We start from the raw sequence: 14,116 nt of genomic DNA, 5'->3' as shown, positions 1-14,116 counted from the left end.
ATACCACTGTGTGAGTGCCTTTGTTATCCAAGTAATTTGATATTGGAGCGGAGGATTTACCAGAAATAAATGGGTTTTGACAATGAATGTTGCAGTAAATGGCAGAGCCGGGGGGTTATGGCTCTTAGAGAAACTGGACTGTGAGTGTCTGGAGTCGACAAGGGATAAGCATGATTGCCTTAAAAGCGGAGAGGAATAAATTGTCTAACCCAGTCCCTTGGGTTAGACGCTAGTTTGAATCAGTTGTTCAAAAACTAGTTGAAGGCGCGAGCCACACGTCCCGCACTTTGAATACGGTAATGGCCAACGTAAGCAGGAACAAATACAGATTGTCCTTTCGAGGCAGTTAACGTCTCACCGTTATCACTGATGAGTGTCAGGTCGGCATCAATCGCCATCAAAATCTCTGCGCTATTGGCATCAACCACTTCATTGTTCGGTTGGTTAAGAATGCTGAAACTAAAGTCTGCCACTGGAACGGGGTAAAGGCTCTGGCAACCATCGGCATTGGGCTCTAGAACAAGGCTGTTAAACGGCTTAGGCACAAAGTCTGTGCATTTAGCCAGTTCTTCAACATCCATGTGTTTCGGCGTGAGTCCTGCACGCAAAACGTTATCTGAGTTCGCCATGATCTCTAATCCCGTACCTTTAATGTAAGCGTGTGGCGTTCTTGCGCTCAGGAACATCGCTTCGCCAGGTTGCAGCGTGATGACATTCAACAGCAATGGTGCAAACAAGCCGACATCGCCGGGGTATTGAGTGGATAGATCCAAGATGAGTTGGAAAACGTCGCTGTCAGTGCCATGCTCTGATTGACGTGAGGCGCAGGCAAGAAGCTGTTTCAGTGCTCGCTCTTTTGTTTCGCCTTCCATGGTCAGAATGTGCACAAAGAAATCTCGCAAACCTTGTGAGTTGATTTCGCGTTTGAATGCATCTAATGGTGCGCGTAGCTCATCGATATCACAAAGGCTAAATGCCTCAGTAATATCGGCATACGAGCGAAAACCGTTCATGGCTTGGTAACTTGTCAGTGCGTATACCAGCTCAGGTTTGTGGTTTGGATCCTTGTAGTTACGATGGCTCGCGTTTAGTGGGATCCCGGCACTTTGTTCTTTTTCGAAGCCTATTTCGGCATCTTGTTTGCTTGGGTGAACTTGAATCGACAGTGCATGTTCGGCCGCTAAGATCTTAAACAGAAAGGGCAGGTCGCCAAATTTCGCTGCGGTTTCTGCTGATAAGTAAGCGGGTTGGTTTTGTTTGATCAGTTCAGACAAAGGCAGCGTGTTCTGCTCAATCTGAACTTCAGAGCAGCCGTTTGGGTGAGTACCCATCCATACTTCTGCTTGAGGCTCATTCGTTTCGTTAGAAAAGCCAAACAAATCGTGAATAGAAGAGGTGCTTCCCCAAGCGTAGTTTTGGATTTTGTTGTTCATTTGAAAGAAGCTATGCGATGAAATAGTGTTCAAATTCATGAATTTTTCCCATAGTTAACCCTCCGAACTGAATCGGAAGAAAAATTGAGCAGAGATACGTTAAATAAGGTGGGCGAGCGCGGTTAGGTCACTCGCCAATTTGCCCGAAGGGCGATAAGTCGATTTACAACCGAGGTTTTGGTTCGAGTGGTTTTCGTGATGGTTGCGCTTGCAAAAATGGCAGCAACAAAAGGCCAATGACGGCTGCACAAACTGAAATGGTGATGAAGAAACCCGTCCAATGATATTCTTCAAGAATTAACGCCAGTGGATAACCAGACAATGCTGCGCCCATGTAGGCGAACAAGCCCACGAATCCTGTTGCCGCGCCGGCAGAATCTTTGTGAGAGCACTCCGCCGCCGCCATACCGATCAGCATTTGTGGCCCAAAGACAAAGAAGCCGATGGAGAACAATCCCGCCGCTTGGAATGCAAAGTTGGTCAGAGGCATCAGCCAAAGCGCAGAGACAGATAAGAAAATCCCAATCGCGAACAGCAAGTTCATTGGCCCACGGTTACCGCCAAAGAGTTTGTCTGAGCCCCAACCCGCAACCAATGAACCAACAAAACCGCCGATTTCAAACATCGACAGAGCAGCGTTGGCGTTAATCAGGCTATAGTGATGCTGCTCGGTCAAGTACAGGTTTCCCCAGTCATTGATTGCGGTTCGGACGATGTAAACCAACACATAACTGAACGCGAGCAGCCAGATGTATTTGTTGTTAAATACGTACGATTTCAGAATTTCTCGGTAGGTGAGGCCACGTCCATAATTTTCTTGCGCAAGTTCTAGTGCGTCGTTGCGCCATTGGCCGACACTTGGTAAACCCATTGTTGTGGGTTTGTCGCGCAATCGCCAACAAACGAATAGACCGAGCAACACCCCGATGATGCCGGGTAGAATAAAACCTTCACGCCAGCTGTAGTGCAACGTTAAATAGCCCACCAAAATAGGGATAAGCGCGCCACCAACGTTGTGTGCGGTGTTCCAAATCGCCCATAAGAAGCCACGCTCGGAACGTGAATACCAAGTGGTTAACAGCTTGGAGCATGAAGGCCAGCCCCAGCCTTGGAACCAGGCGTTTAAGATCCACAGAGTAATGAAAGCCGCGAGTGAGCTAGAAAAACCGAACGCGATATTGACCAGACCTGTCGCAATCAATCCTAATCCCATGAAATAACGAGGGTTAGAGCGATCCGAAATCGTGCCAGAAATAAACTTCGAACAGCCGTAAGTAATGTAGAAAAGTGTACCGATAAGACCCAAATCGCCTTTATCTAAGCCAAGATCGGTAATCATCGCTGGTGCGGCGTAGTTAAAGGTCTTACGGGTAAAGTAGAAACCTGCGTAGCCGATGTACATCCCCAACATAATGTGCAAACGCCAATGGTGGTAACGCTGGTCGATTTGCTCGTTGCTCAGGCTCGGTTGAGTAAATTTAGGTGAACGTAAAAATCCAAACATCTTGAGTTACACCTTAGGTAAAGTAATGCTGATTTGTGTGCCGATCACTTGATCGCTGGTGGAGTAGATAACCATTTTTCCACCTAACGCGTGCACACGTTCTTGCATGCCGCGAACGCCCATGCCTTTCATGCTGTCCTGAACTTTGAATCCGACACCATCATCGTGAATCATCAGTGACACCGCAGCTTCTCCAATTGTCAGTTCAATATTGATCAACTGCGCTTCTGCGTACTTGGCAGCGTTATTTAATGACTCTTGGCATAAACGGAATAGGGTGACTTTGAGTGTGTCACTCAGGCTGGTGTAATCGCCTTGCCAGTTCAGTTGAACAGTTGTTCCGTGATTGGCGAATTCCATCTCTCGCGTCAGTTGCTCGACGGATTCTTTTAAGTCCAAATCATCCAGCATTTTTGGTCTTAGCTTGCTTAACAGTCGCTTAGTGGTGTCGTACACGTTGAGGGAAAGCCCTTCGATCATGTCGGCGCAACCCACGCTTGTTTCGGCGTTATTTACCCGCTTAATGATGTTGGCTTGTGTGCGGATCGCCGTGATGTTCTGTCCAATTTCGTCATGTAGCTCGCGCGCAATATCGCGTCTTACCGATTCTTCCGCTTTGATAAGCTGGCGAGACAAATTCTGATTGCGTGCAAGTTCGCCGCGCAGTTTGTGATTGAGGTCTTTTGTTTCTGAACCCCTAAGCCGAGCATAATGCCGGTGATGGTTTGCGCCGAGAGAGATAATAACAAATCGGTGATTTCTAGATTTGATACGCCGCTGCGAGCCGCAATCAGCGCAATGCTGTTGAGCATGGTGGCGAGTAGAGCACCTTGCCAGCCGTAACGCAGAGCAAGCACGATGATTGGAATCGCCATACAAAACGGCGCAAATCGTTTTAACTCTTCAGGCAAACTCGTTTGCACTAGAATGCTGCCGATAAGAAGTACGGCGTAAAACACAATGTGGCGAATGCTGAACACCACAGTGTTGTTCAAAAGATGCGACGTCAGAGGCGACCATCGGCTTTGAAATAGGTAGTTCCACAGTAGGTAGCACATAGGAACCAGCATCAGCCCACCAGAAATACTGGCTAACCACACCATGTAAACAGAAGGCACGTGAAAGCCGACCGCCATTACGTTGATGAAGGCGGTAATGATGATCACAACGCCCATGACGGCTAAGTGGCGGTTTTGGTCACCGTAGTAGTATTTTTTCGCAATCAGTGTGACCGGGATACTGACAATGCTCGCAATCAGCACGGTAAGCCACTGCGGTTGACCCAGTAACATCGCAAGTGCGATGGAAAGTCCCCACTCCGAAAGGTAAATCGTCGGCCAATAAGCGGTGCGAGTGTGTAGGGTGACACCTAATCGTAAAGCGAAAGGAAACAATAAGATCGCCAACTCGGGATCATTGACAAAGTAATAGGCAATCACCCACAAGCAAAACCAGGCGCAAGCCATAACAAATAGTCCGCAAATGGTGGTAACAGCGTAAGCTCGCATTAAAAGGACTCTTGAGAAAATAGTTTGGCGAGCTCAACGTTGTTTTTCACGCCGAGTTTGTCGATGGCATTCGCACGATGCACATGCACGGTCTTGTGGCTCAAGCCAAGCTCTGCCGCGACAGACTTTACATCCAACCCGGTCGCAAGTAGCTGACATACCTCGTTTTCACGTTTTGTCAGTTGGCATAGAGAGGTGGTGTTGTCGCTAGGCGTTGCAAGTTTAAGTGCAATATCTGATGTGAGGTAACAGCCGCCAGAAGCACTGGTTCTCACGGCTTGAATAAGTTCGTCTGGGCTACAGCGTTTACTAAGATAGCCTTTTGCACCTAGCTTTAGTGATTTTTCCACCATCGCAGGGGAGTCATGCACGCTAAGCATCACGCAGGCAATGCCAGTTGGTATTTCGCTAAGAAAGTTTAAGCCGCTTTCATCTGGCATGGAGATATCTAGGATGACGACATGAGGGTGTACCGCAGGCAAGCCTTTTCGCGCTTCGGCGACAGAGCCGAATTCACCAACAACGGTAATATCACTTTCTAAATTTAATAATTGTGCGAAACCTGAACGCACGATGACGTGATCATCAACTAGAGCAACATGAATCATTATTACAACCAAATAGAGCAGACGACTAACAACAATAAGCTCCAACAGGAGCCAATAGAAAAACCTTTAATGATACTGAATTGATCAACTCATTTTAATGATCTTGCGCGCTTTACCGAAGTAAAGCGCGCAGAGAAGCTAGGCTTGGTTTTGTGCAAGTTGAAGCTTCTTCGCGTGTCGAATCTTCTTCTCTTCCGCGATAGCGACGAAAGCAAGCAAAACAATACAAATCATGGCGGAGGTATCTAGAGCTGCGAAGGTACCTTTCCAACCAGTTAAGCCGAAGATAGGTGTACCGTCTGCAATCATACCGAGACCAAGTTTCGCGAAGCTGTCACCGATTAGGTAAGCGAATGTACCTTTTACGCCGTCAGCCACACTGATTGCTTTTTTAGGGACAAAACCAACCGCGGCAACACCGATAAGAAGTTGCGGACCAAACACCAAGAAGCCCAATACAAATAGAGAGGCTAAGTACATGAACTCGCTAGTGGCGTGTTGGTAGAACTCAAGCGATACGATGATCAAACCAAGAGACACACAAGCAACCAATGCGCGGCGACCGTTTGCTAAGTCAGATAAGTAACCCCACATCAAAGTACCCACAAGCGCACCGACTTCGAACAGAGTAAAGCCAGAGATTGCCGTTTCTTTTGACAGACCAAGTTCTTGGTACGCGTATACCGTTGACCATTGGTCGATACCGATACGAACGATGTAAAGGAAGATGTTGGCAAAGCAAAGTAGCCAGATAACTTTGTTTTTAAGAACGTATTCAACAAAGATTTCTTTTTTGGTCATTTGGTTTTCTTCAGCGGCGGTGTCTTCTTCACTCACTGCTTCATCGAAAAGTTCTTCTACTTTACCTAGACCGTAAGCTTCTGGAGAGTCGCTACCAAAGCGCATACCGATAAAACCAACGATGATCGCGATGATAGAAGGGAACACGAACATGCCGATTACGTGGCCGTCGAATAGGTAGTTGGCACCGAAAAGAGCAACACCCGCTGCGCCCGCACCACCAACGTTGTGTGACATGTTCCACAAGCCTAGGTAAGAGCCGCGTTTGTTACGAGGTGTCCATTTTGTAATGGTTGAGTAACTAGAAGGGCCACCAGTACTTTGGAAGAAACCACTCAGAGCGTAGAAAGCCACCATCAAGAACAGGCTTGCACTACCGCCGCCCATGCTGAAGCTGAAACCAAGCATTGCAAGACCAGAAAGGATCAGCATAAAAGGGAGGAATTGCTTGGTGTTCTTACCGTCAGCGTAGTAAGAGACAACGGTTTTACCGATGCCGTATGTGATGGAGAAGCCAAGGCCAATAAGACCTAGGTCTGTCATGCTCAAACCGTAAGTTGAGATCATGTCGTTTTGCGCGACATTGAAGTTCTTACGAATCAAGTACATGGTTAGGTAGCCGATAAATACGACCAAGTAAGATTGGATGAACGGTTTAAACCACATCTTTCTTCTAACTTCGACAGGAAGATCGAGGGTCGGCTTCCGCACCTGTTCGAGGAATTTTAACATGATGAACTCTCTTGTAATTGTTTTAGAAACACAACGGAGGCCGTTATGCGCTCTTGTTACCTTTGACTGAGCGGAATTCTAGAGAGTGGTTTTGTGAGGCACATGAGATGGTTGCCTAGATCGGCTAGGAAAAATTCCTAGAAATGCCTAGGAAGGCGGAAAAGCGTGAAAAGAGTCACACAAAATCCTTACTAATTTATGGGTTTTTGACTGGTTTCTTATCGGATTGGAAAGCGTTCAAATGCAAGCAGGTTAATATACGCAAGCTTAGTGCTGACAAGGGGTGAGTACGTTTGGTTGGAAGAATAGTGTCTCGTTGCTAGCTATCAATCGCGAATGAGAAACAAACAACAGAGACCCAGAGGTCTCCGTTAGAAATATTAGGAATTCGGCTAGGTTGACGTGTTAAGGCGCAGGGCTGTATAGACGCGGCGAGCCGTGTTTTGGCAAGTGAATTAGGTTCAAATGGTTTCTTCTTGCCCATTCGACAGTTAACGCTGTAGGCGCAGATAAGCAAACCAGAGTGGGGATACGCGCGCGAACGGCTTTGTGGATCAACTCCAAGCTGCAACGGCTTGTCATGATTGCGAAGCCACTTTGAGGCTCGATGTGATTGTTGGTCAATGCGCCAATCAACTTATCTAGCGCGTTGTGACGGCCGATGTCCTCTCGGCACAACTTGATGTTGCCTTGTAAATCTGCAAATAAAGCGGCGTGTAACGCGCCAGATTCACGTGCGGCTTCTTGATGCAGTGCGACTTTGTCTCGCAGCCCTTCGAATACATCGGAGCGCGGAGGAAGAGACGGTGTTAGCGGTGCCAAATCAGGCAAAGCTTGTTCCAGAGCCTCTACACCACAAATGCCGCATCCGGTTGTGCCGGCAAGATTTCGGCGCTGTGTTTTTAACGCCCAGAAAGCGCGGTTGCTGATTTCCACTTCCGCATAGTGAGATTCGTGATCGCCACCAATTTCAATGTCTTTAATCTCTTTGAAATCGTGGACGATGCCTGTGCTTAGGCTAAATCCTTTCACGAAGTCTTCCAGATGGCCTGGCGTCACCATCATGACCGCTTGGCTAATGCCGTTAAAGCTGATAGCTAAGGCGGATTCACTCGCCAGCGACATTTGTTGCACTGGGCGGCCATCAATCAATTCTCGGTAATTGAACGCACTTGGTTGAGGTGGTGCTTGATTGAAATCGGACAGTTCTAAATAAGATTGAGTAGTACATCTCATGAAATCACCTCATAAGCCGTTATGTATGCCAAAAATTGACGTGTGGATTCTTGTTATCGATTGAATATGTTTTTTGCTTCTGCGAAGCACTGATCGGTTAGCGCGGAGAAGGGTTCTTGTTTTCGCTTTAACAAACCTAGCGGGGCGTGAACGGCGGCTTCTTCGATAGGGATAATGCGAAGCGTATCGTTCAACTCTTCCAATCCACAATTCAGCGGCATAATGGCGCAACAAAGGCCACTGGCTACTGCTTGGATCAAGTGAAAGGTGGAGTTACTTTCAATGACGGTTTGCGGAACCAGCCCTTTACTCACAAAGCTAAGATCAATGGAGTGGCGATAGTGCATGCCCTTCGAAAGCAGCCCTAGCGGAATGTTATTGAGTGACTCCCACAACACTTCAGATTCGGCAAAATCAAAATGACGCTCATCGAATAAAACGCCAAGTTTGGTTGAATCTAGTTCGATAACATCGAAGTAAGCGGTGTTGACTTGATCGACATAACACATCCCCAAATCAAGTTGATTGCGATTGAGTTGGTCTATGATCTGTTCGGTCGTCATGGAGAGTATTTGAAAGCGTAACTCAGGGAACTGTTGAGCTAATGGTTTAAGCAATTGCATAGGGTTTTGGCTGGCGAGTGGCACCATTCCAAGCCGAAGAGAGCCTACCAACTGACCACGGCAGTTGGCGGCTTCGGCTTGCAATCCATCATGAGCTGCTAAGACGGTTTTTGCCCAAGCTAAAATGCGTTCTCCGGCTTCAGTAAATCCTTCAAATCTTTGACTTCTTTGGATTAATTCGAGATCGAGCTCTTCCTCTAAGCTTCGGATTCTCATGGACAAAGTAGGCTGCGTAATGTGGCACAATGCGGCGGCTTGACCAAAGTGTTTGGTCTGTTCAAGTGCGATGAGATATTTAAGTTGTTTGATATCCATAATGGCTTGTTAACCTTGCGTTGTGAGTCACATGTACGGGGGAACTCCCTAAAAAGGCCACAGCACTACCGTACTTTTTAAGCGCTGGAGCGTTTTAACTGGGGAATGAAAAACCAAAACCAAGTCAAGAATAAAACCACACTCAAAATTGATCTGAATCAAGGCTATTCCTGATATTAATTAGGGTCAAATTTAAAGTATCTATAGTGTGATAGATATTATCTATTATCAAGAGTACCGATTTTATTGAGCTCGTTAAGCGAACTAGGTGGAATCGGATGGGAAAACGATTAACCTCATAAATTGTATTGATTAAAAATGTTATGACCGTCAGTGGAAAAATTCGTCATAGATTTTGTTTATCACTCGGTCAGGATTATCAATTGGACGCATATTGAATAACGACTTAATCTTTGATTTAGATCAAGACGCAACAATGCGAATTGAATCTACCAGTCTTAGAAACAGTAGGCGGGTATCCGATATCAAGAATCTAGATAAGTAAACGCTCGGACAAGCGAGAGCATGTTGAGTGGTTACTTATTTGGATTAAAAAATACATGGATTAGAAACTAAGCCCTTCAATACTTCCGCATTATCTCAATAAATAACGCGCTTGTTTTCACGGGCACCCTGCTTGCTGGTATATCTGCGAGGAGTAAAGTCGTGAGCCAAAAAGAACAAATAAAAACATACAAAGGTCCAGCTGGTGGTTGGGGTGCACTGAAAGCCGTAACCAGAAGTTGGTGGGGCAGTGAAAATGCAGTTAAAAACATTCGCACTATGCTCAAAACCAACCAAAATGGCGGTTTCGACTGCCCGGGATGTGCATGGGGTGAGTCGCCAGATAGTGGTAAAGTCAATTTCTGTGAGAATGGCGCGAAAGCGGTAAACTGGGAGGCGACTAATCGTCTGGTTGATCCTGAGTTTTTTTCCAATCACAGCGTTTCTTCTCTCTCAACTCAAACCGATTACTGGTTGGAATACCAAGGCCGTATCACGCACCCAATGCGATACGATGCTGAATCCGACCACTATGTGCCTGTCTCTTGGGATGAGGCTTTTTCTCTTGTGGCTAAACATCTCAACCAATTGGATTCACCACACCAAGCGGAGTTTTATACCTCTGGCCGTGCAAGCAACGAAGCGGCGTTTTTATATCAGCTATTTGTGCGCGCATTCGGTACCAACAACTTCCCAGATTGTTCCAACATGTGTCACGAAGCCAGTGCAATCGGGATGAAAGACACCATTGGCGTTGGTAAAGGCACAGTGATCTTTGATGATTTTGAAGAAGCCGACGCGATTTTTGTGATTGGTCAAAACCCGGGCACGAATCACCCACGAATGCTTGAACCTCTGCGCGAAGCGGTAAAACGTGGTGCTCAGGTTATCTGTCTAAACCCGCTGAAAGAGCGCGGATTAGAGCGTTTCCAAAACCCACAAATGCCGATTGAGATGTTGAGTAACGGCTCAGAGCCTACAAACACGGCGTACCTGCGTCCTGCTTTGGGCGGAGACATGGCAGTATTTCGTGGCATCGCGAAATTCTTGTTGCAATGGGAACGCGAGGCATTGCAAAACGGTGGCAAAGCGGTATTTGACCGTGAATTCATCAAGCAGCACACGATAGGTATAGATGACTATTTGGCTGAAGTGGACGCAACCGCTTGGGAACACATCACGGAACAATCGGGTCTTGATTTAAGTGAAATCGAGATGGTGGCGAGCATGTATCGACGTGCAGAACGTGTGATCATGTGTTGGGCGATGGGGTTGACTCAGCATCGTCACTCTGTACCAACCATTAAAGAAGTCGCAAACGTGCAAATGTTACGAGGTAACGTTGGTAAGCCGGGCGCGGGTCTTTCACCAGTACGTGGTCACAGTAACGTTCAGGGCGACCGTACGATGGGCATTGATGAAAAACCTTCAGATCTGTTGTTGGATCGCATTGAAAGTCGATTTAACTTTGCCGTCCCGCGCGGTGAAGGCCACAACACTGTGCAAGCCATTAAAGCGATGGAAGAAGGGCAAGCGAAAGTATTTATCGGTTTGGGCGGTAACTTTGCACAAGCAACGCCAGACACAGAACGTACGCACAACGCGATGCGAAACTGTAATTTAACCGTACACATTTCGACGAAGTTAAATCGTTCTCACCTTGTCACAGGTAAAGATGCGCTTATTCTTCCGTGCTTAGGCCGTACCGAGATTGATCAGCAAGCAACTGGCCCACAAGGCGTGACGGTTGAAGATACTTTCAGCATGGTGCATATCTCATTTGGTCAGCTAAAACCGCGTTCGGAGCATTTGCGTTCAGAACCAGCGATTATTGCCGGTATTGCCAATGCTACACTCGGGGCAAAACCAATTGATTGGTTGTGGGCGATTGAAGATTACGACCGTATTCGCGATTTGATTGCCGACACGATTCCGGGCTTTACCGACTTTAACCATAAGCTTAAACACCCGGGTGGATTCCACTTGGTAAACCCAGCTGCTGAGCGTCGATGGAATACACCAAGCGGCAAAGCACAGTTCAGCTCTAGCGAGTTGCCGAAGCAGTTGATCAGCGAAGCGATACTCGAAAAAGGCCAAAAGCCAGATTTGATCTTGCAAACCATGCGCTCACACGACCAATACAATACGACACTTTACGGCTTGAATGACCGTTATCGTGGAGTATTTGGTATGCGCGAAGTGCTGTTTATCAATGAAGCGGATATTCGTAAACTCGGTTTTGAACCGGGCGACAAAGTGGACATGGTGTCATTGTGGGAAGATGGCGTTGAGCGCCGTGTGAGCGGATTTACGCTTGTTGCCTATGATGTACCAGCAGGTCAGGCGGCGGCTTACTATCCAGAAACAAACCCATTAGTTCCTTTGGACAGTTATGGGGATAGAACGTTTACGCCAACCTCTAAGTTTATTGCGATAAAATTGGAAAAATCGACATCCGATAAGATCGCTTTGGTGGAAGCGGAATAGTGACCAAACCGGCACAACGACATTTCCGATAAGCAAACGGCTGATATTAATTATCAGCCGTTTTTAATTGCGCTCAGTCTGCATTTAGTGCGCATAGCTTGTGTATAATGTTAATGACATTATGCTGCTCGATAATAGACAGATAAGGCCGATTTGAATCTAATTTCAAGTAGTAAAACTAATAAGAAGATGCTTATGACCTTGAAAAATATAATTAAATTAACAATCAGTCACTTAGTGGCAGTTTCTATTGGCATTGCGATAGGTATCTATACTTTACCGATCCTTATTGCACCACCTGCGCCGACCGATGAACAAGTTGCTAAGAGCAAGCAAGGTGCAGAATACAGCGCAGTGTTTAAGAGGGAACTCAAAGGTAGCGATGCTTTTCATTGGGGAGAGGGAGAGATTCATTTGAGTTCTGAAGTCATTACGTTGGTAGGAAAACTCGCTCCCGGACCAGACTATAAACTCTATCTATCTCCTAAGTTTGTCGAAACGGAACAAGAGTTTAATGACCTTAAATCTGAGATGAGCTTAATTGGTGATGTCAAAACGTTCGATAACTTCGTTGTTGAGGTTCCTCAAAGCACTTCAATTTCTGAATACAATACGGTTGTTGTATGGTGCGAGACATTCGGTGAGTTCATTACTTCAGCAAAGTATCAATAAACCTTAGCAGTAGAGTGAAAGGCTTTTCTTTTCACTTTACGCTAGGATGTTGTTTCGCATCATTAGAAGGCAAAGACTCTTAAACATTCTAAATTTAAGAGTCTTTGTTTAGAGTTATTGACAGAACCATTCGACCTGTAAGTCGTTTGCACCTTTCAGGCTACGTTCTGGAAAAACAAGATTTCGAACTATTTAGAGTTATTCTCTGTTTGGCTTGTTTCGTTCGATGACGCTAATCGCAATGGCTAAAAATAGAATATCTTTTACTAAAAAGAAGTTTGTCACCAAAACCCCATCAGACACTTTCCATGTATTCGGTGTCGTAATTAGAAAGCTGAGTGTCGCAAGAAAAATAATTGCGGCGGCTATGCCAGAAAAATCAGCGACTCGTGTGTTTTTAAGGCCAACGATTAATCCAATAGCGACAATGATTTCTGTTGCGCCAATGATGTTTGATACGGCTTGAACTGACATCACATCATACAACCAACTCATCAGAAAATGATTTTCAACGAGCGGTTGTATAAGCTTGGCCTCTGTAGGTGTGAATTTATAAATACCAATCCATATTAGAACTAAAGAAACGCCGAAAACTCCGATAAGATATCCAATTGAGTCACATTGATGATGGCTTTTTACGTTTTGCATAATTAACTACATTCTCCTGTTCGTTAGCGCTTCCAACAAGACCTATAAGGTTGGTAGAAAATTTCATAGGTTTTTTTCGCTCAAACAACAGATATTAAAAATCACGTGATACAGAATTACGTGTTTGATAGAACTTAAGGATATTTCGTGGAAGTTAAAATTTTTCAGGTTGACTCGTTTACATCAGAGGTTTTCAAAGGTAATCCCGCGGGTGTTTGTATCACAGAGTCAAGCCTTGATGAGGAAACGATGTTGGCCATCGCGGCCGAGATGTCGTTATCTGAAACGGCATTTCTGTCACTCAGTACAATGCAACTTCGTTGGTTTACACCGAGGACGGAAGTTGCTTTGTGTGGACACGGCACACTTGCAACGGCGCACGTTCTGAAAGAGCAGGGGTTATATAATACTGGAGATACGATTGAGTTCGTTACGCTATCCGGGGTTTTAACTGCACAACTCGATCATGAAGAAATTCATTTGGTGTTTCCTGCTCCAACTTTAGATATGAGAGCTAGTATTAACAAAGACTTACTTCATGGCTTGGGGCTAGATGCCGCCAATGTAGCCGCCTACGCTCAGTTTGATAATAAGCAGTTGATCGTCATTAATAATGAATTTGTGCTTGAACAGCTCGACCCTGATTTTGGTGCGCTGCTTAAACAAAAAGGCCGTGGCGTCGTCATCACTGCTCAATCAAGCACTGACGCCGATTTTGTCTCTCGATACTTCGCGCCTTGGGTAGGTGTTAATGAGGACCCAGTTACAGGCTCTGCACATTGCGCTTTATGTGTTTACTGGGCTAAAGAGCTCAACAAAAAGCAACTGAAAGGCTTCCAAGCCTCCAAGAGAAGTGGGGTCGTCCATACAGAGTTGTTAAGCACTGAGCACGTTAAGCTTTCTGGAAATGCAGTAACGATATTGCGAGGATATATGAGAATCGCGTAGCGGTCCTTGTGGGAATGATTTTATTTTCGTGTTACCCAATGCTCAATAGTGAAGACGCTTGAATGCTGCTTATTTAAGTGGCTGATTTTTTTGTAAA

The 14,116-nt window shown here is 45.9% G+C and carries 10 protein-coding genes and 1 pseudogene; 3 read left to right on the top strand and 8 right to left on the bottom strand.

Features of this window, described 5'->3' with window-relative positions:
* Nucleotides 1–254: 254 nt before the first annotated feature.
* The 7 genes and pseudogenes from manA to N646_RS21395 form a co-directional block, all read right to left on the bottom strand.
* Nucleotides 255–1,472, bottom strand: a complete 1,218-nt coding sequence (manA, locus tag N646_RS21425; protein WP_017820180.1) for a mannose-6-phosphate isomerase, class I — start codon at nucleotides 1,470–1,472, stop codon at nucleotides 255–257.
* A gap of 124 nt (nucleotides 1,473–1,596) precedes the next feature.
* Complete coding sequence (gene uhpC / locus N646_RS21420; RefSeq protein WP_005376086.1) at nucleotides 1,597–2,937, bottom strand: MFS transporter; 1,341 nt, start codon at nucleotides 2,935–2,937, stop codon at nucleotides 1,597–1,599.
* A gap of 6 nt (nucleotides 2,938–2,943) precedes the next feature.
* Nucleotides 2,944–4,445: pseudogene (gene uhpB / locus N646_RS21415) on the bottom strand (signal transduction histidine-protein kinase/phosphatase UhpB).
* A complete protein-coding gene (gene uhpA / locus N646_RS21410) occupies nucleotides 4,445–5,053 on the bottom strand; it encodes a transcriptional regulator UhpA (protein ID WP_005376090.1) in 609 nt (202 codons plus the stop codon). Before uhpA ends, uhpB begins: the two are co-directional and overlap by 1 nt.
* 138 nt (nucleotides 5,054–5,191) lie before the next feature.
* Nucleotides 5,192–6,586 carry a hexose-6-phosphate:phosphate antiporter gene (uhpT, locus tag N646_RS21405; protein ID WP_021707729.1) on the bottom strand — a complete coding sequence of 465 codons (1,395 nt, stop codon included), beginning with the start codon at nucleotides 6,584–6,586 and terminating at the stop codon, nucleotides 5,192–5,194.
* A gap of 405 nt (nucleotides 6,587–6,991) precedes the next feature.
* Complete coding sequence (gene fdhD / locus N646_RS21400; RefSeq protein ID WP_017820179.1) at nucleotides 6,992–7,822, bottom strand: formate dehydrogenase accessory sulfurtransferase FdhD; 831 nt, start codon at nucleotides 7,820–7,822, stop codon at nucleotides 6,992–6,994.
* 53 nt (nucleotides 7,823–7,875) lie between these two features.
* Complete coding sequence (locus N646_RS21395) at nucleotides 7,876–8,760, bottom strand: LysR family transcriptional regulator (RefSeq protein ID WP_017820178.1); 885 nt, start codon at nucleotides 8,758–8,760, stop codon at nucleotides 7,876–7,878.
* A 666-nt stretch (nucleotides 8,761–9,426) separates the two neighbouring features.
* Between N646_RS21395 and N646_RS21390 the strand changes: the two genes are divergently transcribed.
* A complete protein-coding gene (locus N646_RS21390; protein WP_017820177.1) occupies nucleotides 9,427–11,751 on the top strand; it encodes an FdhF/YdeP family oxidoreductase in 2,325 nt (774 codons plus the stop codon).
* A 195-nt stretch (nucleotides 11,752–11,946) separates the two neighbouring features.
* A complete protein-coding gene (locus N646_RS21385) occupies nucleotides 11,947–12,423 on the top strand; it encodes a DM13 domain-containing protein (RefSeq protein WP_005376099.1) in 477 nt (158 codons plus the stop codon).
* A 198-nt stretch (nucleotides 12,424–12,621) separates the two neighbouring features.
* Here the strand turns inward: N646_RS21385 and N646_RS21380 are convergent, their stop codons facing one another.
* A complete protein-coding gene (locus N646_RS21380; RefSeq protein WP_017820176.1) occupies nucleotides 12,622–13,071 on the bottom strand; it encodes a YkgB family protein in 450 nt (149 codons plus the stop codon).
* 147 nt (nucleotides 13,072–13,218) lie between these two features.
* On the opposite strand from N646_RS21380, the gene N646_RS21375 reads away from it, so the two are divergent.
* Nucleotides 13,219–14,019, top strand: a complete 801-nt coding sequence (locus N646_RS21375; protein ID WP_017820175.1) for a PhzF family phenazine biosynthesis protein — start codon at nucleotides 13,219–13,221, stop codon at nucleotides 14,017–14,019.
* The last annotated feature ends 97 nt before the right edge of the window (nucleotides 14,020–14,116 follow it).

The organism is Vibrio alginolyticus NBRC 15630 = ATCC 17749, from assembly GCF_000354175.2.
GTDB lineage: Bacteria > Pseudomonadota > Gammaproteobacteria > Enterobacterales > Vibrionaceae > Vibrio > Vibrio alginolyticus.
The sequence above is the reverse complement of the archived record's forward strand: the minus strand, read 5'-3'. Positions and strand labels throughout refer to the sequence as shown.

Coding starts and splice junctions, on each gene's coding strand:
- uhpT (WP_021707729.1), bottom strand. CDS start 6,586: ATGTTAAAATTCCTCGAACAGGTGCGGAAGCCGACCCTCGATCTTCCT.
- N646_RS21380 (WP_017820176.1), bottom strand. CDS start 13,071: ATGCAAAACGTAAAAAGCCATCATCAATGTGACTCAATTGGATATCTT.
- uhpA (WP_005376090.1), bottom strand. CDS start 5,053: ATGATTCATGTTGCTCTAGTTGATGATCACGTCATCGTGCGTTCAGGT.
- N646_RS21395 (WP_017820178.1), bottom strand. CDS start 8,760: ATGGATATCAAACAACTTAAATATCTCATCGCACTTGAACAGACCAAA.
- manA (WP_017820180.1), bottom strand. CDS start 1,472: ATGAATTTGAACACTATTTCATCGCATAGCTTCTTTCAAATGAACAAC.
- fdhD (WP_017820179.1), bottom strand. CDS start 7,822: ATGAGATGTACTACTCAATCTTATTTAGAACTGTCCGATTTCAATCAA.
- uhpC (WP_005376086.1), bottom strand. CDS start 2,937: ATGTTTGGATTTTTACGTTCACCTAAATTTACTCAACCGAGCCTGAGC.
- N646_RS21385 (WP_005376099.1), top strand. CDS start 11,947: ATGACCTTGAAAAATATAATTAAATTAACAATCAGTCACTTAGTGGCA.